Below are 23,254 nucleotides of genomic sequence, written 5' to 3'. Positions count from 1 at the left end.
GCTAACGGATGGGATCGGACGGTCCGGGCACCGGGCGATCCGTCTCGGGCTCATCCCTCAGCGACTCCGCCCGTGGCGCCTCCGGCGACACCACTTGCCTGCTCCGGTGCCGCCGGATGGAACCGATCGGGTCGACCACCCAGACCAGGCGCCGTGAGACCGGCGGGCAGGCCAGGGACAGGGCCAGTGCCACAGCTGCCCCGGCGGCAGTCCACAGGGCGGCAGTGGGGTGGTCGGGAGCCCAGTCGAAGAGTTCCGCGCTCTGTGCCCACCGCACTGCGAAGGCGTGGCCGAGGTAGACCACGAGAGAGGCGGAGCCGAGGCCGGTGAAGAAGGTGGTCCGGCGCGGGACCAAGGCGAGGGCGGCCAACGCCCCCACCAAGCTCATGGCGAGCAGACGCGCCCGGATCTCGTAGGACTCCTCGGCCCCGTAGCCCAGCACCTCATAGCTGCGGTCCCACCACAGGAAGGCGACGCGTGCCCAGTCCTGGATGTCGGCAGCGGAGTGCCACAGCCACACCAGCGCACCGACCGCCGGGATCCGCACCCACCACGTGGTGAGGTGGGCCAACCAACTGCTCCGCGCGTGCAGGCCGATCACGAAGAAGGGGAGCATCGCGAATGCCTTGGGGATGCCGAGCAGGGTGAAGTCGAGAGTGCCGGCCCACAGGCTCAACGGCACCGACAGCGGGATCACCAGCCAGTGTTTGCGCAGCAGCGGAGTGGCCAGACGCCACATCGCGAGCACGATGAGGTACCACATCGCGTAGTGCGGTTCGAGCCAGACGGCGCCGGTCTGTGCCTGACCCAGGTGCTCACGCCACTGGTACATCGCCGCGTCGAAGATCAGGTAGGGAAGCAGCAGCGTGGAGGCGAGTGAGATCAGGTGGTCCCGGTCCGATCGGAAGCTCCGCGACAGGTAGCCGGAGATCAGCACGAACGCCGGCATGTGGAAGAAGTAGATCCACGTGTAGACCTGCACGTTGCGCTCATCGACGAGCACCAGTCCCAGGATGTGCCCGAAGACGACGAGCGTGACGAGCGCGAATTTCGCGTTGTCCAACCAGGGATCTCGAGCCATGTCAGCCCACCGTAGCGCGCTGGGTGCTCATCCCAAGGGGCCTCGGATCGGGCCCGGATGCCGTCGACAAGCCCTAGCATCGACCCCATGCGCAGGGCCGGAACCCGTGGTACGTCGTGGCTTGCGATCGCCGGCGCTGCGTGGGCGGCTCTGCTCCTGGCGCCGCAGACGCCGGTCGTGTTCGTCGTGCCGGCGTTCTTCGCTGCCGGTGCCCTCCTGATGCGGGTGGCGCCGATCGCTGGTGCGCTGTTGATCGGAGCAGGTCAGGGAATCGGCCTCCTCCTTGGGGCGCCGCACGACAACGCCTCCGGGATGGTCGCCGGCCTGGGCGCGATGTTCTTGGTGGGGCGGCGAGCGCGGTTGCCCCAAGCGCTGCTGCCGCTGCTCCTCGCCTGGGCGATCATCGTGAGCACCGACCTGAGACCGCCGCGCCAGGTGGCGGGGCTGGCTCTCTTCGCGGCTGTCTTCGCACTCGGAGGCGAACTGAGCAGGCGGACGGAACTGGTCCGTGAGGCCGAGGATGAGCTGGAGCGTCTTGAGGCGGAGGAGGTAGCGGTCCGGGCACGCCGGATCGTCGCTGCTGAGCGCCAGCGGTCGGCGAGGAGGGCGGCGGCGCTGCTCGCGACGGCGACCCGCGAGATGCGGGAGTTCGCCCAGGAGGCCCTGGTGCTGCTGGACCCGCAGTCGGTCGGCCGGGTGCGTCGCCGCGGCACAGCGGCGGTGACGGAGCTTCGGAGCCTGTTGGACATGCTGCGTTCCCCGGCGTCCGCGGCAGAGTCCGGCCCGGCGCGGCCGGTGCCGTGGGCAGCCCGCCGCCGACACGACGTCCTCATCGCTGCGGGGGTCGTGCTGCTCGCTTTCGCGGAGTGGTTGTTCCAAGCGGGTTCCGCCCCGCTGCCGCTTGGCCTGTTGCTGGTGGGGGCTTCCCTGGCCGTGGCCCGGAGGACGCCGGTGGTGGCCTGTGGCGTGGCGGCGGTCGCACTGGTCCTGCAAGGCGTTGCGGGCGTCGGGCTCGTGGTCGGCCCGACGGCCGCGCTCGCGGTCTGGTTGTCGGCATGGCGCGCAGCGCTTGCGCCGGCAGGTGCGGCCGCCGGCGCCCTGGGCTTGCTCGTCCTCGGCGGGGTGGTGGCGGCGATACCGCAGGGCGGGAGCAATGCGGTGGTGTTCGTTGCCGTGGTGGTTCTGGCGGGTCTGGGTGCCCGTGGGCGGCAGGCCCTCGACGAGAAGCAGGTGATGGTGCGGCGACGGGCGGAGGCGTACGAACGCCTTCTGCGGACCGCCGTCGAGGCCGCAGTCGCCGAGGAGCGGATAGCGGTGGCCCGGGACCTGCACGACGCCGCCAGCCACGCGGTCGGGGTGATGTTGATGCAGGCCACCGCGGCCGAGGCCACCTGCGTGCGTGACCCGGAGACGGCACGACGGGCTCTGGCCACCGTGGTGAGCGTCGGGGAGGAAGCACTCGACGGAGTCACCGCGCTGGAACGGAGCCTGCAGGCGGCCGCCGGAAGTCTGCGGCCGGAGTTGGAGGTCCTGTGTGAGCGCGCCCGCAGCGGTGGTGCTCTGGTCACGGCCCGCCTCGTGGACGAGGCACGGGACCCGGCCGGCGCCGAGACCGCCTGGCGGGTGGTCAACGAGGCGCTCACCAACGTGCTCAAGCATGCCCCGGGCGCCAGGGTCCGGGTCGATCTGGAACACGACGGCGACGACCTGGTGGTGCGTGTGCGCAATCACGGGACGGTCGACGTCGGTTCGGGTGTCGGCACGGGGTTCGGTCTGCGCGGCTTGGCGGAGTCGGTGAACGCGTGCGGCGGCGTCTTCCGTGCCGGGCCGCTGCGGGAGGATCAGGGCGGTGGGTTCGAGGTGGAGGCCCGCATCCCCGACCTGCCGGTCCCACCAGCCCCACAAGTCGCATCCGGAGCCCACTAGGATCGACGTGTGGCCAGGGTTCCGAAACGACAGCGGGTGGCGGCGTACGCCGTCATCATCCGCGACGACGAGATCCTGCTGTCCCGACTGGCACCACGCATCTCCCGCTCGCCGTTGTGGACACTGCCCGGCGGCGGCCTCGACCACGGCGAGGACCCACGGACCGCGGTACTGCGTGAGATCGAGGAGGAGACCGGTCTCGAGGCGGAGATCGGCGACGAGGCCCGCGTCTACTCCATGCACAACCCCAAGGCCGGTCCCGCGGAGCCGGGGCGAGGCGGCCGTTCCGACTACCATGCGCTGCGCATCGTCTACGAAGGGTGGGTCCCCAAGGACGCACCCGAGCCGCGGGTCGTCGAGGTCGACGGCTCGACCGTGGAGGCGGCGTGGCACCCCTTGTCGGCGGTGCTCGACGGCACGGTCCCGGCGACCGCGCTCGTCCACGACGCGTTGGCCGACCACGTCCGGCGTCGGATGCAGCGGCTCGCCGCCTACGCCCTCGTACGTCGTGACGATCGGGTGCTGTTGACCCGCATCTCCGCGCGGGGCCACCACAGCGGGAGCTGGACGTTGCCCGGGGGCGGAGTGGAACACGGCGAGACCCCTGCCGACGCGCTCGTGCGGGAGTTCGCGGAGGAGTGCGGGACGCCGGTCGAGGTGGGCAGGTTGCTCACCGTGCACGACGTGCACTTCGAGGGCACCGCGCCGAGCGGTCGCCAGGAGGACTTCCACGGCATCCACCTCGTCTTCGAGGGCAGCATCGCCGCCGACGCCGAGCCGCACGTGGTCGAGGTGGGCGGCACCACCGACCGGGTGGAGTGGGTGTCGGTGGCCGACATCACCTCGGGTGCGGTGCCGGTGCTCGACGTGGTCCGGCACGCGCTGACGCGCCGGTAGTCTGACGGGCATGAATCCCCGTCACCGCCGTCTGGTCATCCCGTTGGCGTTGGCCGCCCTGCTCATCGTCGTCATCATCGCCGCGGTGCTCTGATGGCTGCCGAGCCGGTCCTGCGGGTCCTCTCCCGGATGCGCAGCCTGATCCTCGACGACACCGTGCTCGTGCGCGCGGTGGGCTCCGGGCGGATCCGCGGCCAGCAGACGAAGTGGCGACGGGTGGAGTTGCGTTGGGTCGACCTCAAGGGTGGCCGCAGCCTGCAGGTGACGGCGTACGACGACACGCAGGCCTTCACCAGCAATCACCCGATCGGCGACGAGGCCCGCGACGCCGTCGACGACCTGCTCGACGAGCCGTTCGCCAACTGGCACGTCGAGACCACCACCGAGCAGCACCAGGTCAAGGTGACGCGCAAGCAGGAGGCCTTCCTCCACACCGCTGCGCGCGAGGAGCAGGTCGAGCCGACGCGCGAGCACGACATGGCCAAGCAGCGGTTGCTCCCCGAGGACGACCCCGTCTTGGTGGCGCTGGGGATCTCCGACAAGGACGGCCGGATCAAACCGACCCGGCAAGCGAAGTATCGCCAGGTCGAGGAGTTCCTCCGGCTGCTCGACACCGGCATCACCGACGCCATCAAGTCGGGGCATCTCCGCAAGCCGACCGCTGGCGACCCGCTGCGGGTGGTCGACCTCGGCTGTGGCAATGCCTACCTGACCTTCGCCGCGCACCGCTTCCTCTCCCACGTGCGGGAACTGCCGGTGCATCTCACAGGCGTCGACGTGAAGGAGCAGTCGGCCCGCCACAACAGTGACGTGGCGGCGGGACTGGGCATCTCCGAGCAGACCGACTTCGTCGTCGGTGGCATCGGCGACGTCGTCCTCGAACGTACGCCGGAGGTCGTGTTGGCGCTCCACGCCTGCGACACCGCGACCGACGACGCACTCGCCCGGGCGGTCGACTGGGAGGCTTCGCTGGTGCTGGCCGCCCCCTGCTGCCACCACGACATCGCCGCGCAGATGCGTCGTACCCCCACGCCGTCGCCCTACGCGATGGTGACGCGACACGGCATCTTGCGAGAGCGCTTCGCCGACACCCTGACGGACGCGCTGCGCGCGGCGCTGCTGCGCCTGCACGGCTACCGTGTCGACGTCGTGGAGTTCGTCGAGAGCCAGCACACGCCCCGCAACACGATGCTCCGATCCGTACGGACGGGTAAGAAGGTCACCGGCGGCGGCGCCCGGAAGGAATACTCCGAGCTGGTGGAGGCGTGGGCGATCCGGCCGCACCTGGCCGTGCTGCTCGATGAGGTGTGAGGTGGCAGTCGGTGCAGCACTGCTGACGGTGCCGTTGGCGATCGCGCTCCTCGCCGGGCCGACCGCCCCTGATTCCGAGGTCGAGTTCACCTTCCGTGACCCGGAGATCGTGGAGTCCAGCGGCCTGGTCATGACCGACGACCTGGCCGTGACGGTCAACGACTCCGGTGACTCGGCCCGGATCTTCACCGTCGACCGCGGCACCGGGAAGACGGTGGGGGTGACGAGGTGGGCGGGCCAGGCCCGCGACATCGAGGCACTCGCACCGGCCGGTCCCGACGAGGTGTGGGTCGGCGACATCGGCGACAACCGGGGAGTCGTGACTCGATCACGGTGACCCGAGTGCCGTTCGGCCGCGGAGACCGGAGTGTCATCGGCGAGGCCTACGAGTTCGTGTATCCCGACGGACCGCGTGATGCCGAGGCGCTCGCGGTCGATCCCGGCACCGGGCGGCTGCACCTGGTCAGCAAGGGGGTGTTCGGAGGCACCGTCTATCGAGCGCCGAAGCACCTCGACGCGGAGGGGCCCAATGAGCTGGAAGCCGTGGCCGAGGCCCCGGGACTGGTCACCGACGCGGCGTGGACCCCGGACGGGACCCGACTGTTGGTGCGCAACTACGGGCAGTTGGTGGCGCTCGCGGCGCCCGGCTTCGAGGAGGCCGGGCGGATGATCCTGCCGGCTCAGCAGCAGGGTGAAGGGCTGGCCGTCGACCCGACCGGCGAGATCTTCGTGAGTTCGGAAGGCGTCGACTCCGACGTGCTGAGGATCCTGCTGCCGGACGAGCTGGCTGCCGCTCTCGCGGGCTCGGCCGATGCGGAGGATGACGCCTCCGCATCCGACGAGGGTGCCGGAACGACGACGGACGCCCCCGAGGGGACGTCCGTCGGCGATGAACCGGAACGCTGGCCGTGGCTGGTCGGCACCGGTGTGGGCGTGATCGCCCTCGTGGTGCTGATCAGGTCACTGCGCCCACGCTGAGGCGGATCAGGAGAGCGCGGAGACCACGTGGTCGATGCAGGCGGTGAGCGCCTCGACGTCGGTCGGGTCCACGGCCGGGTACATCGCGATCCGCAGCTGGTTGCGGCCGAGCTTGCGGTAGGGCTCGGTGTCGACGATGCCGTTGGCGCGCAGCACCTTGGCGACCTGTGCGGCGTCGATGTCGTCGTCGAAGTCGACCGTGCCGATCACCAGCGAGCGGTGGTCGGGGTTGGTGACGTACGGCGTCGTGTAGGAGGTCTTCTCGGCCCAGCCGTAGAGCGCCTCGGAGGAGGCGGTGGTGCGTGCGACCATGCCGGCGAGACCGCCCTGGGCGTTCATCCAGTCGAGCTGCTCGGCCATGAGGAAGAGGGTGGCGACCGACGGGGTGTTGTAGGTCTGGTTCTTCTTCGAGTTGTCGATCGCGGTCGGCAGGCTGAAGAACGGCGGGACGTAGCGGTCGGTCGCCGCGATCTCCTCGGCGCGCGCGAGGGCCCGCGGCGACATGGCAGCGATCCAGAGGCCACCGTCGGAGGCGAAGCACTTCTGCGGGGCGAAGTAGTAGGCGTCGACCTCGTTGAGGTCGACCGGCAGGCCGCCGGCGCCGGAGGTGGCGTCGACCAACACGAGCGCGTCGTCGGCGATGCCGGCGGGACGCACCACGGGTGCCATGACGGCGGTGGAGGTCTCGTTGTGGGCCCACGCGTAGGCGTCGACGCCGTCCTCGGCGACCGGGTCGGGACGTGAACCCGGGTCGGACGAGATCACCGACGGCTCGGCGAGCCACGGCGCCTTCTTGGTGGAGGTGGCGAACTTGGACGAGAACTCGCCGAAGGTCAGGTGCTGGCTCTTGTTGCGGATCAGGCCGAACGCAGCGATGTCCCAGAAGGCGGTGGCGCCACCGTTGCCGAGGACGATCTCGTAGCCCTCGGGCAGGTTGAAGAGCGAGGCCAGGCCGTCGCGCACGCGGCCGACGGTGTCCTTCACCGGAGCCTGGCGGTGGGAGGTGCCGAGGAGGCGGTCCCCGGTCGCGGCGAGCGCGTCCAGGTGAGAGGTCTGGATCTTCGAGGGACCGGCGCCGAACCGGCCGTCGGCGGGCTTGAGGCTGGCAGGGATCTGGACGTCGGTCACGACGACAACCTTTCCGGTGAGGACGCTGGGGGATGGGGTCCAGCGGTGGTGCGGCACCTGGCGTGGTGCACGTGCTGGCCCCTGACGGCCCCATTCTCGCACCCGCCACGCAGGTGCCCCGAAGGAGTCCGCATGCCGCAGCCCGGGCCGGCCAAGGGGTGAGGGATCAGCACCGGCTCCCGCGTCGACGTTGCAGACCCGAACGGGCACGCAGGAGCGTCTAGGGTCGCCGCATGGGAATTTTCAGTGGCGGTGAGGTCTCCCGCGACGAGTTCGAGCGGCTGAGCAGGCGGGTCGAGCAGTTGGAGCGAACCCTGGCGGCGCTGAGTCTGCAGCAGGGTGCTGCGGCGCCCAGCGGCGAAGCGGCGTCGGCAGCCGGTCTTGCTGGACCGGACCTCACCGAGGTGATGGCGCTGAAGCAGCAGGGCAAGCTGATCCACGCGATCAAGGTCTACCGCGAGCTGACCGGGGTCGGCCTGAGAGAGGCGAAGGAGACCGTTGAACGACTCTGATGCCCCTGGCCCGTGCGGTTCAGGCGACGTCGCGGCGGCGTACCAACCAGGTGGCCACGACCGGCAGCAGGATCACGTAGGCGAGCAGGGTCCAGCCGGCCCGGGTGCCGGAGATCGCGTCGAGCACGCCGGGGGTGCCGTCGCTGCCGCCGACCCCGATCAGCGATCCGACCAGCGAGCCGGCAGCCGTCCCCGGGAGGACGGAGGTGATCGCCTCCACCGGGCTCAGCAGGTTGCCCACCCCGCGCAGCAGGTTCTCCACGACCAGCGCCCACACCAGACCGAGCCCGACCGAAAGTGCCGGTCCGCGAGCGAGGGTGCCGAGCAGGTAACCGGCCATGGTCCACATCTGAAGCACCAGGAATCCGGCTCCGAACGAGGCGGCGACCGAGCCCAGTGACGGCCAGACCACCGGTTGCGACTCCGTGGCCGCGATCACCAGCGAGCAGCCCAGGTCGAAGCCGAACGAGACGACCAGGATCCCCATCACGAAGAGGGTGAGTGCCGCGATCGACCCGCCCACGACCGTCGTACGCGACGGACCCTGGGTGAAGACGGTCTTCCAGGTGCCCCAGCCGTAGCCGTTGCCGGCGACGATCGCGCCGAGCACCATCATCAGGGCACCGCCGAACATCGGCATTCCCTGCACGAAGACGTCCGGGACGCTGGCCGGCATCATCTCCGCCAGCAGGGACTCCCGGGTGCTGCCTTCGTTGGAGAAGCTCGTGTCGCCGCTGGTGTAGGCGAGGTAGTTGAACAGGTAGCCGAACATCAGACTCAGCGCCAGCCAGGCGCCGAGGGTCACCCAGACTGCCGGCCACTTCCGCAGCCGGAGCAGTTCGGCGCGCGTGCAGGCGATCAGCGTGCTCATGACTTCTTCTCCCTCTGGTGGTCGTCATTTCGGTGCTCGGGGCCGGTGAGTTCGAAGAAGACGTCCTCCAGGCTGCGCTCGCTGCTCCGGACCTCGTGCACGTCGACACCGGCGGCGACCATTGCGCGGACCAGCTCGGGGGCAGCGGCGGTGGGGCGGTCGACCTCGACCCGGTCCCCGTCGACGTGGACGCCGTCATCACCCGCGACACGCATCGCGACGGCGAGCGCCGCGTCGAGGGGCGTCCCGACGATGGTGAGCCGGGACTCGCCGCGCAGCTCGCTCACGCGTGCTTCCCGCAGCAGCCGGCCCCTGTCGATGACTCCGACCCGGTCACAGATCTCCTCGACCTCGTCGAGCAGGTGGCTGGAGAGCAGCACCGTCTGCCCGCCCCGGGCCAGCTCCACGATCAACGACCGCATGTCGGCCATGCCGGCGGGATCGAGCCCGTTGGTGGGCTCGTCGAGCACGATCAGTTCCGGCGCCCCCATCAGGGCGGCGGCAACGCCGAGACGTTGCTTCATGCCGAGCGAGTACGACGAGAACCGGTCATCGCCCCGCTCGGTGAGGCTGACGCGAGCCAGGGCTGCCGCGACCTCGGTGTCGGGCAGCCGGCGGTAACGGGCAAGCACCTTCAGGTTGTCGCGTCCCGACAGGTAGGGATAGAAGCCGGGGCCCTCGATGAGGGCACCGACGCGGGCAGTGACCTCGGGACGGCCGGTCGGCTGGCCGAGCACCTGGGCGCTGCCCGACGTCGCCTCGATCAGGCCGAGCACCATCCGCAGGGTGGTTGTCTTGCCGGCGCCGTTGGGACCGAGGAAGCCATAGACCTCACCACGCCGGACGGTGAGGTCGACCCGGTCGACGGCCACCCGGTCGCCGTACCGCTTGGTCAACTCATGTGTCTGGACCACGTTGTCGAACATGTGTCGAGGTTGCCGCGGATCGGCCTCCCGCGCGTCAGCGGGAGAGCGGCTCCGTCCTACGCAGGAGTGCGTACGGGGCTGCCTCCCCGGTCGTACGTCCTCGGGCCGGCTCGGGCATAGCGTCGGTGCCATGGAGAGGAATGTGTGGCTCAAGAGACGTTGGTGGCTGATCCCGGTGGCGGTGGTCATCAGTGGCGGCTCCGTCGGTGCCAACCTCGCGCGGGACGGAGAGTACGACGCCGGTCTCGGTGCCCGGGTCGCGGTGGTGGCGCTTGCACTCGCCGCCGCCACCACCCTCTTTGCGATCGACCGGCAGCCCGCCGTCCTCCTGGCGTCGGGGGCCCTGAGCGGTGGCTACTTCGCGGCCGGCGGCGAGAACGGCCCGATCTTCTTCGTGCTGGTCGTCGCCTCCTTCCTGCTCGCGTTGCGACGGCCCTTCGGGGTCTGGCTCCCGGTGCTTCTCGGGGCGTCGGCCCTGCTCTGGTTGGGCCTGCTGATCCGCGGCCTGCGTTGGGACGAGGTCGTGATCGGGACGTGGCAGTCGATCGGTGTCGGGGCATTGGTCGCTGCTGCCACTGCGATCGGGACGACGATCCGGCACGGGCGGAGCGCGGACCAGGACCGGGCATCGAGGATCGCGACCGAGGAACAGTTGCGGATGGCGCAGGACCTGCATGACGGTGTCGGCCACGGACTCGCCGTGATCGCGATGCAGGCGGGAGTCGGGTTGCACCTGCTCGAACGAGACACCGAAGCGGTCCGGGCTGCGCTGACCGCGATCCGTGACACCAGTCGGGAGTCACTGGAGGCGTTGCGCAGCGAGCTCTCCCAGATCACCGGGGACGCGGCACCACGTGCGCCGCGCCGCGGGCTCGCCGACCTCGACGTGCTCGTGGAGCGGGTGCAGGCTGCGGGGGTGGACGTGCGGGTCACCGGCACGCCGGTGCAGGTGAGCGGTGCGGCCGACGCGGTTGCCTACGGCGTGGTCCAGGAGTCGCTGACCAACGTGTTGCGCCATGCGCGGGCACGCACCGTGTCGGTGGACCTGCAGGAGCAGCAGACGTCGTTGGTCGTCGTCGTCACGGATGACGGTGTCGGAGCAGTGGTGCACGATGAGGGCATGGGGTTGTCGGGCATGCGATCACGAGTCACCGCGTTGGGCGGCACGTTGTCCGCCGAGACGGCCGTTGGCGGCGGTTTCCGGGTGCGGGCGGTCCTCCCGCTCGGCTCATGACTGCGGGCCCGATCAGGGTCGTCCTGGTCGACGACCAGGCGCTGGTGCGGATGGGGTTGCGCACCCTGCTCGGCAGCGAGAACGACCTCGACGTGGTGGGGGAGGCGGAAGACGGCAGGAGCGGCCTGATGACGATCCGTCGTGAGCGCCCCGACGTGGTCCTGTGCGACATCCGCATGCCCGGCACGGACGGTCTCGAACTGTTGCGTTCGGTCGGTCAGGACGCTGAGCTGGTCGATGTCCGATTGGTCATGCTGACCACGTTCGAACTCGACGAATACGTCTTCGAGGCGCTGCGGCTGGGAGCCAGCGGGTTCCTGCTCAAGGACGCCGAGCCGGCCACGCTGCTCGAGGCCGTCCGGGTGGTCGCTGCGGGAGGCTCGTTGCTCGCACCGTCCGTGACCCGACGGGTGATCGAACACTTCGGTGCCGGGACTCCACGACGCTCGCCACATCCGGAGATCGGTCGGCTGACCGAGCGGGAGCGCGAGATGGTGGCGTGGGTGGCGACCGGCCTGTCGAACCAGGAGATCGCCGAACGGTTGGTCGTCAGTCCCGACACCGTGCGCACACACGTGTCCCGGGCCATGGTGAAGCTCGCGGCCCGCGACCGTGCGCAGCTGGTCGTCTTCGCGATCGAGTCGGGACTCGAACCACCGCGCGGTTGATCGAGCCTGTCGAGATCGTGGTCTCGACAGGCTCGACCACCGAGTGTGGTTGATGACCGGGTGGCTCAAACGGCCCAGTCGGCGTTCCAGCCCTCGACGGTCTCGGCAGGACGCGGGCCGGGACCGGCGTAGAGCGCGGACGGACGGATCAGGCGGCCGGTCTTCTTCTGCTCCAGGATGTGGGCCGACCACCCGCCGGTGCGGGCACAGGTGAACATCGAAGTGAACATGTTGGCCGGGACCTCGGCGAAGTCGAGCACGATCGCCGCCCAGAACTCCACGTTGGTCTCGAGCACCCGGTCGGGACGACGCTCGCGGAGCTCCGCCAACGCGGCCTTCTCCAAGGCCTCGGCGACCTCGTAGCGCGGCGCGTCGAGTTCCTTGGCCGTACGGCGCAGCACCCGCGCCCGCGGGTCCTCGGCACGGTAGACGCGGTGGCCGAAGCCCATGAGGCGCTCACCGGAGTCGAGCAGGTCCTTGACGTAGGCGCCCGCGTCCCCGCGCTCCTCGACGTCGCGGATCATGCCGAGAACCCGCGAGGGTGCGCCACCGTGCAGCGGACCCGACATCGCCCCGATGGCACCGGAGAAGGCGGCCGCAACGTCGGCACCCGTCGAGGTGATCACGCGTGCGGTGAACGTGGAGGCATTCATTCCGTGCTCGGCCGCGGAGCTCCAGTAGGCGTCGATCGCCTTGACGTGCTTGGGGTCGGCCTCGCCCTTCCAACGGATGAGGAACTTCTCGGCCAGGGTCTTGCCCTCGTCGACGGTGCTCTGGGAGACGACCGGCTTGTGGAGGCCGCGCGCGGACTGGGCGGCGTAGGAGAGCACCATGACGGCGACCCGGGCGAGGTCGTCGCGGGCCTGCTCGTCACTGATGTCGTAGGTCTGACCGAAGCCGAAGGCCGGAGCCAACATGGCGACGGCGGCCTGCACGTCGACGCGGACGTCGCCGGTGTGCACGGGGAGGTTGAAGGGCTCGGCCGGCGGCAGGCCGGGCGCGTAGCTGCCGTCGATCAGTAGACCCCAGACGTTCTCGAACGGCACCCTGCCGACGATGTCCTCGATGTCGACACCGCGGTACCGGAGCGCCGACCCTTCCTTGTCGGGTTCAGCGATCTCGGTCTTGAACGCGATGACGCCTTCCAGGCCCTCGTGCACCTCAGTCATTCGGGGTGACTCCTCTGCTCCGTTTGCTTCGGTCCCGACCCGTCCGGTCGGGCATCTCGCATTCTGCCCCGTGGGCGTCCAGGGCAATAGGGTCGGGGTGTGAGCGATTCCGACAACCCGTGGGCAGCCCGTCGCACCGACTACTCCCGGAGCGGTCTGGTCGAGGCCGACCTCGAGCCGGATCCCGTGCAGATGTTCCGGCGCTGGTACGACGACGCCGTCGGCCTGCCGGAGCCCAACGCGATGGTGGTGGCCACCGTCTCTGCCGAGGGTCATCCGTCGGTGCGGACGGTGCTGCTGAAGGGTCTCGACCATGAGGGAGCCCGCTTCTTCACCAACCACGGTTCCCGGAAGGGCAACGACCTGGAGGCCAACCCGCACTGCGCACTCCTCTTCCCGTGGCACCCGATTGAGCGCCAGATCCGCATCGAGGGCGTGGCGGAACCGTTGTCGCGAGCCGATGTGGCGACGTACTTCTCGTCGCGGCCGCGGGGAGCCCAGATCGGGGCGTGGGCCTCGCGCCAGTCGCGGCCGACGACGGCGGATGCTCTCGCCGACGCCTTCACCGCTGCGGAGACGGCCCACCCGGATGAGGTGCCCGTTCCCGACGAGTGGGGCGGTTATCTCGTGCGGCCACAGCGTTGGGAGTTCTGGCAGGGCCGGCCCAACCGACTGCACGACCGGCTCTGCTACCTGCCCGATGGCGACGGATGGCGAGTCGTCCGGTTGGCACCTTGACCCGATCGGTCAGACTTCGTCGAAAGCTGCGGACGGTGCGGTCGGGCGTGACTACCCTCGACGGGTGACCGCCGAGACCCCGACACCTGACGACGCCGCGCTGCTGCTCGACGCAGTGGTCGCGATCGGCTCAGACCTTGACCTCAACTGCGTGCTGCGGCGGATCATCGACACGGCGTGTGCGATCACCGAGGCCAAGTACGGCTTCCTGGCCGTGCTGGGGGACGACGGACGGATCACCGATCACGTCACCCAAGGCATGTCCGAGGAGATCGCCCGGCACATCGCGGGGCTGCCCCAAGCGGTGGGCCTGCTCGGGGAGATCACCCACGCCGAGCGGCCGGTGCGGATCGACTCGGTTCCGGCGCATCCGCTCGCCGCAGGCTTTCCGCAGAACCATCCGGACATGCAGACCTTTCTCGGCGCGCCGGTGCGGATCCGCGGCCAGGTCTTCGGCAACCTCTACCTGACTGAGAAGAAGGGCGGCAAGCTGTTCACGGCCGCCGACGAGGCGCGTGTGGAAGCGCTGGCGGGTGCGGCCGGCTATGTCATCGACAACGCTCGCGCCTTCGCGCTCTCCGAGATGCGTCGCAAGTGGGTGCGCGCCTCGGCGCAGGTCACCGAGTGGTTGCAGGCGGGCGACGTACGCGCCGCCGTCCGGGCAGCGGTGTCCGGCGCCCGGGTCGCGTGCGACGCGACCATGGCGGTCCTCGTGGTGCCCACACCGGAGGGCCGTCCCGAGGTGCTGGCTGTCGACGCCGTCGAGGACGTGGACGTCACCGAGTGGCTGACCCCGTGGGCCAGCGACATCCCACTGCTCGGCGACGGGACCCCGCTGATGGTGCGCCAGGGTGCGGGCACCTCGACGGTGGTGCTGGTGTGGATCCGCACGATGATCGCGCGGCGCGGGGTGCTGGTGATTCAGTTGCCGGGCGGTCGAGGTGTCGTCGACGAGGACACGGCGGAGCTGGTCCAGGTCTTCGCAGATCAGGCGTCGATGGCCTTCGACCGGGCACAGTCGGTGACCGACCGACAGGAGTTCCTGCTCGTCGCGGAGCGCGAGCGGATCGCTCGGGATCTCCATGACGTGGTGATCCAGCGGATCTTCGCCACCGGCCTGCAGTTGCAGGGTCTGCGTGGTCGGGTGGCAGACGTCGACGTGCGGAGTCGGCTCACCGACGCGGTGGCCGACCTCGACCACACGATCCGCGACATCCGCACCAGCATCTTCGAGCTCAACCAGCGTCGCCGGGGAAGCCTGCGGGGTGAACTCGCGGATCTCGTGGTCGGCTACACCCCGATCCTGGGCTTCACCCCGAAGCTGCGGACCTCGGGCCCGGTGGACACCTTGGTCCCGGACGGTGTCGCCAACCAGATGCTGGCAGTGCTGAGGAGGCTCTCTCCAACGTGGCCCAGCACGCGGACGCCTCCTCCTGCCGGGTGCACGTCGACACCGACGGAGAGGCAGCGACGCTCGTGGTCGAGGACGACGGTCGCGGCGTCGACCGGCGTCGGATCGAGAGCGGTTTGAGCAATGTGCGGATGCGGGCCCAGGAGCTGGGCGGCGCGACGACGATCAGCAGCGGGAACGACGGCGGCACCCGCCTCTGCTGGCGGGTGCCGCTCTCGGTTGTCGACGTGACGTAGGCCGGCTGTCAGGCGGGCATCTGGTCGGTCGGGCGCTCCTGCCGTGCAGGGCGGCGGCGGAGGAGTGCCCAGAAGGCGCCGAGGATCACCGCCAGGACGACGGAGAAGGGGAGGGCGGTGCCGATTCCGGTGGCGAGGCTCGTGGCCACGTCGACCAGGCCGTCCCAGCCGCGGCTGAAGCCTGCCAGGAAGCCGCTCTCGTCGTCCTTCTCCTCTGCCTCGGCGACTTCTTCGGTGGGAGCCAGGGACAAGGTGATGGTGGACAGCGAGCTCTGGTCCTCGAGCCATGCCAGCTGGGCCTTCTGCGACTCGAGGTCGGCCTGACGGGTGGCCAGCTGGGATTCGATCGAGATGATCTGGTTGAGATCCTTGGCGGAGGCCAGCAGGCTCTGGATGCGTGCGATGCTGCGTTCCTGGCTCTTGAGCCGCGTGCGGGCATCGATCACCTGGGTGCTGACGTCCTCCGCGCTGCGGGTCGCCGAGCGGAGTTCGCCGAGGTCGGAGAGGGCGGTCATCAACTCGTCGAACGAGTCGGCAGGTACTCGGATCTCCATGCGCACGCGGCTCACCTCGCCGTCGGAGGTGCCGGTCTCCTCCTCGGAGATGTCCCCCGAGTGCTGGTCGACCAACTGCTTGGCGTCGAAGCGGGTGGCGCCGACGTCGTCGCTGGCGAGTGAGACGTTGCCGGTCTGGATCACCGAACGTTCGCTGGGCGCCGTACGTCGCCTCTCGTTGGGCGGCGACTGGTTGCGTTCCGGGGCGGCGGAGTCATCGGACGACCCGGCCGACCCTCGTCCTGGTCGGGCGCGGCCTCCGTGGGTCTGGCGCTGGGCTCGTCGGCCGGCAATTCGCCGCGTTCGTCGAGCTGCGAGCTGAGCGACGGCAACCGGTCGGCGGACGAGGCTCCGGAGCTGCTCGAGTCGCTGGAGCAGGCCGTGGCGCCCGCGATCAGGCCGAGGGCGGCGAGCGCGATGGCGAGTCGGCGGATCTTCTGGTTGCGGGTCTGGGGGTGACGGTGGATGTTCATGTCCGTGGGACGCGGCGTTCGGGCGACCGGTTCCCTCTGGTCGTGAACGAATAGCCTTGCGGGCATGACACGCGTGGTGGTGGTCGGTGGCGGGATATCGGGCTTGGCGGCAGCCAGGGCCCTGGCCACGGAGCCGGGTGCGGAGGTGCTGGTGCTCGAGGGGTCACCCCGCACCGGAGGCAAGCTGCGCACCGTGGAGATCGCCGGGGTCGGCGTCGACGTGGGGTGTGAGGCGATGCTCAACAGGCGTCCCGAGGGCGTCACGTTGGCGCGGGAGGTCGGAGCCGAGGTGGCACATCCGACGGCTGCCACGTCGCGGATCTGGGTCGGTGGCAGGCTGCACCCGCTGCCGCGCAGCCTGATGGGTGTCCCCATGGACCTCGCGTCCTTGGCGGAGTCGGGGTTGCTCTCGGCTGAGGCGATGCGGGTCGTCGTTGCTGAGCCTGGGCTCCCCGCCGCACCGCTGGTGGGGGATGCCTCTGTCGCCGACGTGGTGGGGAGCCGGTTCGGGTCCGAGGTCGTCGACCGCCTCGTGGAGCCGCTCCTCGGCGGGGTCTATGCCGGCCACGCGGGTGAGATCTCGGTGCGTGCGGCAGTGCCGCAGCTCGTCGCGATGCTCGGGCGCGGATCGTTGCTCGAGCAGACGACGGCGCTCCCGAGCTCCGACGTGCCCGTGTTTGCTGGGGTGCGCGGGGGATGGGGACCCTGCCGGGCCTGCTCGAGGCAGCCGGTGGATTCGAGGTGCGACGTGATGCGATGGTGCGTGAGCTGCGCCGTGACCGGACCGGCTTCGTGCTGACGGTGGGGCCGACAGTCGCTGCGCGCAGGATGAGGGCCGACGCGGTCGTGCTGGCGGTCCCTGCGGCTCCGGCCTCGCGGTTGCTCGCCGAGCTGGCGCCCCGGGCGTCTGCGCTGCTCAGCGGCATCGAGACGGCGTCGGTCGTGGTGGTCACCCTGGCCTTCCGGGCGTCCGACCTCGTGGGCAACGACAATCTGGACGGGAGTCTCTCCGGATTCCTCGTGCCGCCGTCGGAAGGCCGCCGGATCAAGGCCGGTACCTTCTCCTTCGCGAAGTGGGAGTGGGTCCGCGACGCCGGTGGGGGTGACGTCGTCCACCTGCGGCTGTCGCTGGGCCGGCACCGGCAGGAGGCAGCGGTCCGGGCCAGCGACGAGGAGCTGGTGGCGTGGTCGCGCCACGACCTGGGCCTGGCCACGGGGCTCACCGCGGCGCCGGTCGCCAGCCATGTGCAGCGGTGGGGCGGCGGACTGCCGCAGTACGCCGTCGGCCACCTCGACAGGATCGCCGCGGTGCGGGCAGAGATCGCGAGCGTGCCGGGGCTGGCGGTGTGTGGCGCCAGCTATGACGGGGTGGGCGTGCCGGCGTGCATCGCCTCGGCCCACCGCGCCGTAGCGGATCTCAGGGCAGGCGGTTGAGCAGCTCGGACGCGGTGGCGCGGGAGCCGGTGTAGAATGGCACCTCCTCGCGCACGTGCTTGCGGGCGTCGGAGGCACGCAGGTGGCGCATGAGGTCGACGATGCGGTCGAGCTCGTCGGCCTCGAAGGCGAGCATCCACTCGTAGTCGCCCAGCGCGAAGCTGGCCACGGTGTTGGCGCGCACGTCGGCATAGTCGCGGGCCATCTTGCCGTGCTCGGCCAGCATGCGACGACGCTCGGAGTCTTCCAGGAGGTACCACTCGTAGGAGCGGACGAACGGGTAGACACAGATGTGGGCGCGGGGCTCCTCATCGGCGAGGAACGCCGGGATGTGGCTCTTGTTGAACTCGGCCGGGCGGTGCAGGGCCAACTGCGACCACACCGGGTCGAGGCGGCGACCGAAAGCGGTGCGGCGGAAACGGTTGTAGGCCGACTGCAGCTGCTCGGACGCCGGGGCGTGCCACCAGACCATGAGGTCGGCGTCGGCACGCAGGCCCGAGACGTCGTAGATGCCACGGACCACGACGTCCTCGCCGGCGAGGGTGTCGATCAGCGCTTGGATCTCGGTCGCCTCACCGTCGCGGTCGGCGTCGCCCAGCACATCGCGGAGCTTGAAGACGGACCACATCGTGTAGCGGATGGTCTCGTTGAGTTCGCGGGTACGCGCAGCGTTCGAGGTGGAGGTCATGGCCTCATTGTGCCGCGCGGGCTCGACACCTGCCGGGAGGGGTGGGTGGGGAGCCCCAACCCCCGTACGGGGCTCCCCACAGTCTCGAGTATCGGCCCCGCCGTGCCTGAAAAGGGGCGCGTCCGGGCGTGCCGGGTGAGTCCGAACAGATTCCGGACAGCCTCACGTGGCGTCCGAGGGCAGGCAGGCGATCAGTCGGCCGGGCCGGTGGCACCAGACGGTGGTGCGAGCGAGAGTGAGATCGAGTTGATGCAGTAGCGGTCGCCGGTCGGGGTGCCGTGACCGTCGGGGAACACGTGGCCCAGGTGGGAGCCGCAGTTGGCGCAGCGAACCTCGACCCGGCGCATGCCCAGCGTGTTGTCCTCCAGGTATTCGATCGTGTCACTGATCGGCTGGTAGAACGACGGCCAACCGCACCCGGAGTGGAACTTGGTGTCGCTGGTGAACAGTTCCGCCTGGCAGGCCCGGCAGTGGTAGGTGCCCGGAGTCTCGGTGTCGGTGTATTCACCGGTGAACGCGCGCTCGGTGCCGGCCTGACGAAGGACGGCGTACTCCTCGGAGGTCAGCTGGTCGCGCCACTCCTGGTCGCTCTTCTCCACGTTGTAGGCCATGCGCCCTAGACTAGCGCGACCTCCGAGTGCGGCCCGGGCGTCCTGGCGACCAGTAGCGTGGGCCCATGGCGACGACACCGGCAGCGATGGTCGATGCGGCGGGACGCGAAGTCAGGGTCTCCAGTCCCGACCGGGTGATCTACGAGGCGACGGCTTCCACGGGGACGGTGACCAAGTTGATGGTCGCCGAGTACTTCGCCTCCGTTGGTGACGGCCTGATGCGTGCGTTGCGGGATCGTCCGACGGCGCTCGAGAGGTGGCCCAGCGGCGTACGCGAGGGGATGACCCTGGCACGCCATCAAGCCCGGCATCAAGAGACCTCCGGCGGTGGCGAGCAGGCGCTGGCGACATGAACACATCGGCTGAGTCGCGCTGCGCGGCGCTTGCGAACGATAGGTTGGGATCATGGTCAAGATGCCCGCCGCGCACGTCGTTGTAGGAGAGCGGGAGGTTCGCGTCTCAAGCCCTGACCGCATTGTCTATGAGGCCACGGACCGCACAGCGGAAGTCACGAAGCTCCAGGTCTGCGAGTACTTCGCCGAGGTCGCTGATGCCTTCATGCTTGCCAACGGGAACCGTCCTGTGGCGCTGGAGAGGTGGCCTGGCGGGTGGCGAGAAGGCATGACCCTGTCGGTCGGCCCCATGGGCCAACAGCAGGGAGATGGCTTCTACTCAAAGCGGCTGCCCAAGGGAGCCCCCGAGTGGATCGAAACCTGTCGCGTCACCACGCCCAATGGTCGTCCCATCGACGAGTTGCGCCTCAGCGAACCGGCTGCAGCAGTGTGGGCAGCGCACATGGGAACCCTGACCTTTCACCCCTGGGCCGTTCGAGCGTCTGACGTCGAGCATCCCGACGAGTTCCGCGTTGATCTGGATCCTCAGGAAGGCGCGACCTTCAAGGACGCGCAGCGCGTCGCTGAGGCGACACGCGAACTGCTTGAGGAACTCGGTCTACGCGGCTTTGCCAAGACCAGCGGCAACCGAGGAATCCACATCTACGTTCGGATCGAGCGGCGCTACGGGTTCGAAGAGGTCCGCCATGCAGCCATCGGGCTCGGAAGAGAGCTCGAACGGCGGGACATCGGTGCCACGACGAAGTGGTGGAAGGAGGAACGCCCCGCGGGGTCAGTCTTCCTGGACTTCAATCAGAACCTGCGAGACAGGACAGTGGCGGGTGCTTGGTCGTTGAGGCCGAAGCCGGGCGCCCCAGTCAGCACGCCGGTGACGTGGGAGCAGTTGGCCGAGGTCAAGGATGCTCGGGAGTTCAACCTGTTCTCAGTCCCCGAGTTTCTCTCGGACGGTGACCCCTGGTCCGAGATCGACGAGGTCGCGCACTCACTCGATCCTCTGCTGCAGTTGTGGGAGACCCTGCCGGGAGGGGAGCTGAACTTCCCACCGGATCATCCGAAGATGCCCGGGGAGCCTCCGCGCGTGCAGCCTTCCAAGAAGGTTGCCGAGCACTGGGATGCAGACGGCAACCGGATCGACACGTAGCGCTACGGATGCTTCTTGCTCTCAAGAACCTTCGGGACGCGAGACGTCGCTGCGATGTGAAGTCCAAGGGCCGCGCCGACAAGGTCCGCTTCGAGATCCCGCGTGTGGATCGGTTCATGATGAGCAGTACTCAGCCACGCGGCTCCGAACGCGGCGGACACGGCCTGGTCCATGACGTTGCGGAGGCCGACCTCGAGGTAGTGGATGGACTCGAAGACGAGGGGGCGCCGTGCTGAGACTCAAAGACTTCTCACTCGTGCACATGGACCCTGACACCTTCATGTGGGTGGACCTGAAGGCTTTCGACATCATCCAGGGCCGTCCCGACGAAGAACTGCTGGCTGCCCTGATGGCGACGCCTGCGTACAAGCACAACTACTGCTCACCCTTCGACCCTGCCAACATGGACGACCTCGGTCCTGCCCTTCATGCCAACTGGTGGCTCGACCGCCTCTCGTCTTCCATGTTCGAGAGGGTCGCAGCAGACGACGCGGTGGAGACAGTTCGTGCGTGGTCCGAGGACCAAGACTGGGTCAACGGCTACGAGGGACCGAGCGACGAGACCTGCAGCAACTTGCGGGACAACGTCTTGCTCTGTTCGCCGACGGTGACGCGTTCGAGTTCCAGCCGCCCGACAGTGCGTTCAATGAGTACGGCGGCATTGTCGGTGGCACTGGTTACCACGAGTTCGTCGTCATCGACCGTGGGACTTCCGTGCTCCACCTGATCGTCGCCGCAGACGACTGACGGGGTTCTGGTGGAAGGTGTTGCGAAGCGTGAAGGTGTTTGTTTAGGTGCCTTCAATCAGAACAGTCGCGACCGCACGATCGCCTCCGCGTACTCACTCCGGCCACTGCAAGGGGCTCCGGTCTCCATGCCCCTGACCTGGGAAGAGCTCGCCGAGGTCGAGGGCCCCGCGCGCTTCAACCTCTTCACGGTGCCCGAGCTGCTGGCCGAACGTCCCGATGCATGGGCCGAGATCGATGACGTCGCGCATTCGCTCGCTCCGTTGCTGGAACTCTGGGATGCGCACCCGGTCGAGCTCAACTATCCGCCCGACTATCCGGAGATGCCGGGAGAGCCACCACGGGTGCAGCCGTCGAAGAAGGTCGCCGAGCACTGGGACGCCACGGGCAATCGCATCGGGTGAACCCGAGCGGTCCACACCCCCGCAGGTCCAGCCCGCCCCCGCCGGTCGAGCCCGCCCTCGCCGTTGGCCGAGCTTGTCGAGACCAGGTCGCCCTGCCGTTGGTCGAGCCTGTCGAGACCCCGCCGTGCGCTGTTGCTCGAGCCCGCTGTCGTTGGTCGAGCTTGTCGAGACCCGCCTCCGGTGGCCCGGTCAGGCGGCGTGGTTGAAGGGGTTGAGGGGGTCGGGTGGTGCGTTGTCGGGTGGCGGTGGATGCAGTGTCGGCTGGGGTGTCTGCTCGTGCCATCGGGGTCGGTTGATGAGTGCCTCAGCGACCTCGGGGTCGATCTGCCGTGATCCGGTGTGGTTGACGAGGAATGCCTGGTGGTGGGGTGTGGTCCATACGTATTCCCCGGGTCCGGTCTGTGTGGCCCGGTAGCCGGCGTGGGTTTTGTAGCGGTGGTGGCGCCTGCCGAGGGGGCCGGAGTTGTGGCTGCCGGTCTGCCCGTCACCCCCTTCGGGTTGGTAGGGGTGGACGTGGTCGTAGTCGAGGTGTCTGTTGGTGGAGTTGGCCCAGGGCCAGTAGTCGCCGCCGGTGGTGAGGTGCACTCGCTCCTTCAACGACTCGGGGTGTTCGTAGGCGGTGGCGCGGATCTTGTCGTGGAGGTCGATCACTGGTTTGACCACCACGGTTGCTCCGGCGAGGAGGCCGTGGAGTTGGGCCAGGGTCATCGCGCCGAGGCCTTCGACCCTTGCGACGCCGGGGGTGCCGTGCAGGGCTGTTTCGTGGAGGTGGGCGTAGAGGGTGTGCTTCGGTTTGAGCACGGCCCAGTCGACGTCGGTGAGTCGGTCGAGGAGGTCGGTGGGAAACGCGATCGCCTTGTTCAACGAGTGTTCTTGGCCGGTGTCCTCGGAGCCGGCCGATGCTTCCTCGTTCTTGGGCCCGGTGGGTTCGGGTCCGGTGGGTGGGGTGGGGTTCCAGGGGTCGTGGGGGAGGTGGGGGTCGAGGTTGCCGTGGGGGTCGGTGTTCGCGGTCAGTAGTGCGAGGAGTTCGGCGGGGCGGGCGAGGTAGCCGAGTGCTTTGGCTCGTAGTTCGTCGGGGGTGTGGTTGTCGTGGCGGGTTTTGAGGATGTCGGCGACTCGGGTGACGGTGGCTTCCACATAGGTGGCGTCCCCGGCCTCGAGTCGGGCGATGAGGGTGCGTAGTCCGTGTTCGTCGGTTTGGCCGAGGTTGACGTAGCGGCGTTGCTTCTCGGTTTCGACGCGGGTGTTGTGGAGGTCGGGGTCGGCTTCGATGATCTTGGCGGCGGTGATGTCGAGGATCCGTCCGGTGCCTTCTCGGTCCAGGATGGGGGCGATGGCGGTGTCGACCAGTGCGACTGCTGTGTGGGGGAGGTGGCGGGTGAGGCGGGCGATCTTGCGGACCACCCACACGTCCACGACACCAGCCTTGGTTTTGGCCCAGGTCGACGGGAGTCGGTGGCGTAGGTCGAGGACGTCGGCGGTGGCGTTGATGGTGGCCATCACGCCGGTGTGGCGGGCCAGGGCGATCTCGCCCATGGCGTGGTCTTGCACCCCGGGTGTTCCTTGCCCGCCGGGGTGGATCAACGGACCGGATCCGGGGCCGTCGGCGGAGTGGACGTCAGCCCAGGCTGCGAGCACTTCGAGTTCGGCGACTTCTTCGAGCCGGCGTCGGTGCAGTGTTTCGGCGGCAGCCTGCAGCAGGTCGACTGCTGGGGTGTCTGCTGAGATGCCGGTCATCTTCGCTGCTCCTCACCTGTTCCGACG

At 69.2% G+C, this 23,254-nt stretch carries 27 protein-coding genes; 17 read left to right on the top strand and 10 right to left on the bottom strand.

The window, feature by feature from the left end:
* Position 1: 1 nt before the first annotated feature.
* Positions 2-1,081: an acyltransferase family protein gene (locus L1066_RS10720; RefSeq protein ID WP_235736318.1), complete on the bottom strand. Its 1,080-nt coding sequence runs from the start codon at positions 1,079-1,081 to the stop codon at positions 2-4.
* An 87-nt stretch (positions 1,082-1,168) separates the two neighbouring features.
* On the opposite strand from L1066_RS10720, the gene L1066_RS10715 reads away from it, so the two are divergent.
* From L1066_RS10715 to L1066_RS10695, 5 genes are all read left to right on the top strand, one after another.
* Positions 1,169-3,007, top strand: coding sequence for a sensor histidine kinase (locus L1066_RS10715; protein WP_235736317.1), 1,839 nt, complete (start codon positions 1,169-1,171; stop codon positions 3,005-3,007).
* A 9-nt stretch (positions 3,008-3,016) separates the two neighbouring features.
* Positions 3,017-3,904 (top strand): NUDIX hydrolase, encoded by an 888-nt coding sequence (locus L1066_RS27645; protein WP_235736316.1) that lies wholly within the window; start codon positions 3,017-3,019, stop codon positions 3,902-3,904.
* A gap of 93 nt (positions 3,905-3,997) precedes the next feature.
* Positions 3,998-5,215 carry a class I SAM-dependent methyltransferase gene (locus L1066_RS10705; protein WP_235736315.1) on the top strand — a complete coding sequence of 406 codons (1,218 nt, stop codon included), beginning with the start codon at positions 3,998-4,000 and terminating at the stop codon, positions 5,213-5,215.
* A 1-nt stretch (position 5,216) separates the two neighbouring features.
* Positions 5,217-5,552: a hypothetical protein gene (locus L1066_RS10700; RefSeq protein ID WP_235736314.1), complete on the top strand. Its 336-nt coding sequence runs from the start codon at positions 5,217-5,219 to the stop codon at positions 5,550-5,552.
* A gap of 5 nt (positions 5,553-5,557) precedes the next feature.
* The gene (locus L1066_RS10695) at positions 5,558-6,193 is read left to right on the top strand and encodes a YjiK family protein (protein ID WP_235736313.1); all 636 of its coding nucleotides are present in this window, start codon (positions 5,558-5,560) and stop codon (positions 6,191-6,193) included.
* Between the two features lie 6 nt (positions 6,194-6,199).
* Here L1066_RS10695 and serC read toward each other — a convergent pair whose 3' ends face one another.
* A complete protein-coding gene (serC, locus tag L1066_RS10690; RefSeq protein WP_235736312.1) occupies positions 6,200-7,321 on the bottom strand; it encodes a phosphoserine transaminase in 1,122 nt (373 codons plus the stop codon).
* A 233-nt stretch (positions 7,322-7,554) separates the two neighbouring features.
* Here serC and L1066_RS10685 point away from each other — a divergent pair, with 233 nt between their 5' ends.
* Entirely contained in the window at positions 7,555-7,833 is a 279-nt protein-coding gene (locus L1066_RS10685) for a ribosomal protein L7/L12 (RefSeq protein ID WP_235736311.1), read from the top strand.
* Positions 7,834-7,852: 19 nt separating this feature from the next.
* On the opposite strand, the gene L1066_RS10680 is transcribed toward L1066_RS10685, so the two are convergent.
* Both L1066_RS10680 and L1066_RS10675 read right to left on the bottom strand, forming a co-directional pair.
* Positions 7,853-8,704: an ABC-2 transporter permease gene (locus L1066_RS10680; protein WP_235736310.1), complete on the bottom strand. Its 852-nt coding sequence runs from the start codon at positions 8,702-8,704 to the stop codon at positions 7,853-7,855.
* Positions 8,701-9,630: an ABC transporter ATP-binding protein gene (locus L1066_RS10675; protein WP_235736309.1), complete on the bottom strand. Its 930-nt coding sequence runs from the start codon at positions 9,628-9,630 to the stop codon at positions 8,701-8,703. Before L1066_RS10675 ends, L1066_RS10680 begins: the two co-directional genes overlap by 4 nt.
* Positions 9,631-9,760: 130 nt before the next feature.
* Between L1066_RS10675 and L1066_RS10670 the strand changes: the two genes are divergently transcribed.
* Complete coding sequence (locus tag L1066_RS10670; RefSeq protein WP_235736308.1) at positions 9,761-10,864, top strand: sensor histidine kinase; 1,104 nt, start codon at positions 9,761-9,763, stop codon at positions 10,862-10,864.
* A complete protein-coding gene (locus L1066_RS10665; RefSeq protein ID WP_235736307.1) occupies positions 10,861-11,532 on the top strand; it encodes a response regulator in 672 nt (223 codons plus the stop codon). Before L1066_RS10670 ends, L1066_RS10665 begins: the two co-directional genes overlap by 4 nt.
* 65 nt (positions 11,533-11,597) lie before the next feature.
* Here the strand turns inward: L1066_RS10665 and L1066_RS10660 are convergent, their stop codons facing one another.
* Entirely contained in the window at positions 11,598-12,701 is a 1,104-nt protein-coding gene (locus tag L1066_RS10660) for a citrate synthase 2 (RefSeq protein WP_235736306.1), read from the bottom strand.
* A 99-nt stretch (positions 12,702-12,800) separates the two neighbouring features.
* On the opposite strand from L1066_RS10660, the gene pdxH reads away from it, so the two are divergent.
* The 3 genes from pdxH to L1066_RS28545 all read left to right on the top strand — a co-directional run bounded on the left by pdxH (position 12,801) and on the right by L1066_RS28545 (position 15,086).
* Positions 12,801-13,439: a pyridoxamine 5'-phosphate oxidase gene (gene pdxH, locus L1066_RS10655; protein ID WP_235736305.1), complete on the top strand. Its 639-nt coding sequence runs from the start codon at positions 12,801-12,803 to the stop codon at positions 13,437-13,439.
* A 64-nt stretch (positions 13,440-13,503) separates the two neighbouring features.
* Entirely contained in the window at positions 13,504-14,970 is a 1,467-nt protein-coding gene (locus L1066_RS10650; protein WP_235736304.1) for a GAF domain-containing protein, read from the top strand.
* Entirely contained in the window at positions 14,880-15,086 is a 207-nt protein-coding gene (locus L1066_RS28545; protein WP_376707668.1) for a sensor histidine kinase, read from the top strand. The genes L1066_RS10650 and L1066_RS28545 overlap by 91 nt, the downstream gene beginning before the upstream one ends.
* Positions 15,087-15,094: 8 nt before the next feature.
* Here the strand turns inward: L1066_RS28545 and L1066_RS10645 are convergent, their stop codons facing one another.
* Together L1066_RS10645 and L1066_RS10640 are read right to left on the bottom strand one after the other, a co-directional pair.
* Entirely contained in the window at positions 15,095-15,784 is a 690-nt protein-coding gene (locus L1066_RS10645) for a DUF4349 domain-containing protein (RefSeq protein ID WP_235736303.1), read from the bottom strand.
* Positions 15,781-16,113, bottom strand: coding sequence for a hypothetical protein (locus L1066_RS10640; RefSeq protein WP_235736302.1), 333 nt, complete (start codon positions 16,111-16,113; stop codon positions 15,781-15,783). Before L1066_RS10640 ends, L1066_RS10645 begins: the two co-directional genes overlap by 4 nt.
* Positions 16,114-16,177: 64 nt before the next feature.
* On the opposite strand from L1066_RS10640, the gene hemG reads away from it, so the two are divergent.
* Both hemG and L1066_RS10630 read left to right on the top strand, forming a co-directional pair.
* Positions 16,178-16,912 (top strand): protoporphyrinogen oxidase, encoded by a 735-nt coding sequence (hemG, locus tag L1066_RS10635; protein WP_235736301.1) that lies wholly within the window; start codon positions 16,178-16,180, stop codon positions 16,910-16,912.
* The gene (locus tag L1066_RS10630; RefSeq protein WP_235736300.1) at positions 16,810-17,547 is read left to right on the top strand and encodes a protoporphyrinogen/coproporphyrinogen oxidase; all 738 of its coding nucleotides are present in this window, start codon (positions 16,810-16,812) and stop codon (positions 17,545-17,547) included. Before hemG ends, L1066_RS10630 begins: the two co-directional genes overlap by 103 nt.
* Here the strand turns inward: L1066_RS10630 and hemQ are convergent.
* Positions 17,531-18,235: a hydrogen peroxide-dependent heme synthase gene (hemQ, locus tag L1066_RS10625; RefSeq protein WP_235736299.1), complete on the bottom strand. Its 705-nt coding sequence runs from the start codon at positions 18,233-18,235 to the stop codon at positions 17,531-17,533. The two genes, L1066_RS10630 and hemQ, sit on opposite strands and share 17 nt — an antisense overlap.
* A 191-nt stretch (positions 18,236-18,426) precedes the next feature.
* Positions 18,427-18,846 carry a peptide-methionine (R)-S-oxide reductase MsrB gene (msrB, locus tag L1066_RS10620; RefSeq protein WP_235736298.1) on the bottom strand — a complete coding sequence of 140 codons (420 nt, stop codon included), beginning with the start codon at positions 18,844-18,846 and terminating at the stop codon, positions 18,427-18,429.
* A 65-nt stretch (positions 18,847-18,911) separates the two neighbouring features.
* Between msrB and ligD (L1066_RS10615) the strand changes: the two genes are divergently transcribed.
* From ligD (L1066_RS10615) to ligD (L1066_RS10600), 4 genes are all read left to right on the top strand, one after another.
* On the top strand, positions 18,912-19,199 hold the full coding sequence (ligD, locus tag L1066_RS10615; protein WP_235736297.1) for a non-homologous end-joining DNA ligase LigD: 288 nt from the start codon (positions 18,912-18,914) through the stop codon (positions 19,197-19,199).
* A 52-nt stretch (positions 19,200-19,251) separates the two neighbouring features.
* Complete coding sequence (locus L1066_RS10610) at positions 19,252-20,340, top strand: DNA polymerase domain-containing protein (protein WP_235736296.1); 1,089 nt, start codon at positions 19,252-19,254, stop codon at positions 20,338-20,340.
* A gap of 229 nt (positions 20,341-20,569) precedes the next feature.
* Complete coding sequence (locus L1066_RS10605; protein ID WP_235736295.1) at positions 20,570-21,067, top strand: hypothetical protein; 498 nt, start codon at positions 20,570-20,572, stop codon at positions 21,065-21,067.
* A 30-nt stretch (positions 21,068-21,097) separates the two neighbouring features.
* Positions 21,098-21,490, top strand: a complete 393-nt coding sequence (gene ligD, locus L1066_RS10600) for a non-homologous end-joining DNA ligase LigD (protein ID WP_376707667.1) — start codon at positions 21,098-21,100, stop codon at positions 21,488-21,490.
* 189 nt (positions 21,491-21,679) lie between these two features.
* On the opposite strand, the gene L1066_RS10595 is transcribed toward ligD (L1066_RS10600), so the two are convergent.
* Positions 21,680-23,227, bottom strand: a complete 1,548-nt coding sequence (locus L1066_RS10595; protein WP_235736293.1) for a DUF222 domain-containing protein — start codon at positions 23,225-23,227, stop codon at positions 21,680-21,682.
* Between the last annotated feature and the right edge of the window lie 27 nt (positions 23,228-23,254).

The sequence above is a fragment of the Nocardioides alcanivorans genome, from assembly GCF_021555175.1.
Lineage (GTDB): Bacteria > Actinomycetota > Actinomycetes > Propionibacteriales > Nocardioidaceae > Nocardioides > Nocardioides alcanivorans.
The sequence above is the reverse complement of the archived record's forward strand: the minus strand, read 5'-3'. Positions and strand labels throughout refer to the sequence as shown.

Coding starts and splice junctions, on each gene's coding strand:
- hemG (WP_235736301.1), top strand. CDS start 16,178: ATGACACGCGTGGTGGTGGTCGGTGGCGGGATATCGGGCTTGGCGGCA.
- msrB (WP_235736298.1), bottom strand. CDS start 18,846: ATGGCCTACAACGTGGAGAAGAGCGACCAGGAGTGGCGCGACCAGCTG.
- ligD (WP_235736297.1), top strand. CDS start 18,912: ATGGCGACGACACCGGCAGCGATGGTCGATGCGGCGGGACGCGAAGTC.
- L1066_RS10595 (WP_235736293.1), bottom strand. CDS start 23,227: ATGACCGGCATCTCAGCAGACACCCCAGCAGTCGACCTGCTGCAGGCT.
- L1066_RS10610 (WP_235736296.1), top strand. CDS start 19,252: ATGGTCAAGATGCCCGCCGCGCACGTCGTTGTAGGAGAGCGGGAGGTT.
- L1066_RS10680 (WP_235736310.1), bottom strand. CDS start 8,704: ATGAGCACGCTGATCGCCTGCACGCGCGCCGAACTGCTCCGGCTGCGG.
- L1066_RS10630 (WP_235736300.1), top strand. CDS start 16,810: ATGGGGACCCTGCCGGGCCTGCTCGAGGCAGCCGGTGGATTCGAGGTG.
- L1066_RS10705 (WP_235736315.1), top strand. CDS start 3,998: ATGGCTGCCGAGCCGGTCCTGCGGGTCCTCTCCCGGATGCGCAGCCTG.
- L1066_RS10670 (WP_235736308.1), top strand. CDS start 9,761: ATGGAGAGGAATGTGTGGCTCAAGAGACGTTGGTGGCTGATCCCGGTG.
- L1066_RS10665 (WP_235736307.1), top strand. CDS start 10,861: ATGACTGCGGGCCCGATCAGGGTCGTCCTGGTCGACGACCAGGCGCTG.
- L1066_RS10720 (WP_235736318.1), bottom strand. CDS start 1,081: ATGGCTCGAGATCCCTGGTTGGACAACGCGAAATTCGCGCTCGTCACG.
- hemQ (WP_235736299.1), bottom strand. CDS start 18,235: ATGACCTCCACCTCGAACGCTGCGCGTACCCGCGAACTCAACGAGACC.
- L1066_RS10675 (WP_235736309.1), bottom strand. CDS start 9,630: ATGTTCGACAACGTGGTCCAGACACATGAGTTGACCAAGCGGTACGGC.
- L1066_RS10715 (WP_235736317.1), top strand. CDS start 1,169: ATGCGCAGGGCCGGAACCCGTGGTACGTCGTGGCTTGCGATCGCCGGC.
- L1066_RS10660 (WP_235736306.1), bottom strand. CDS start 12,701: ATGACTGAGGTGCACGAGGGCCTGGAAGGCGTCATCGCGTTCAAGACC.
- L1066_RS10640 (WP_235736302.1), bottom strand. CDS start 16,113: ATGAACATCCACCGTCACCCCCAGACCCGCAACCAGAAGATCCGCCGA.
- L1066_RS10685 (WP_235736311.1), top strand. CDS start 7,555: ATGGGAATTTTCAGTGGCGGTGAGGTCTCCCGCGACGAGTTCGAGCGG.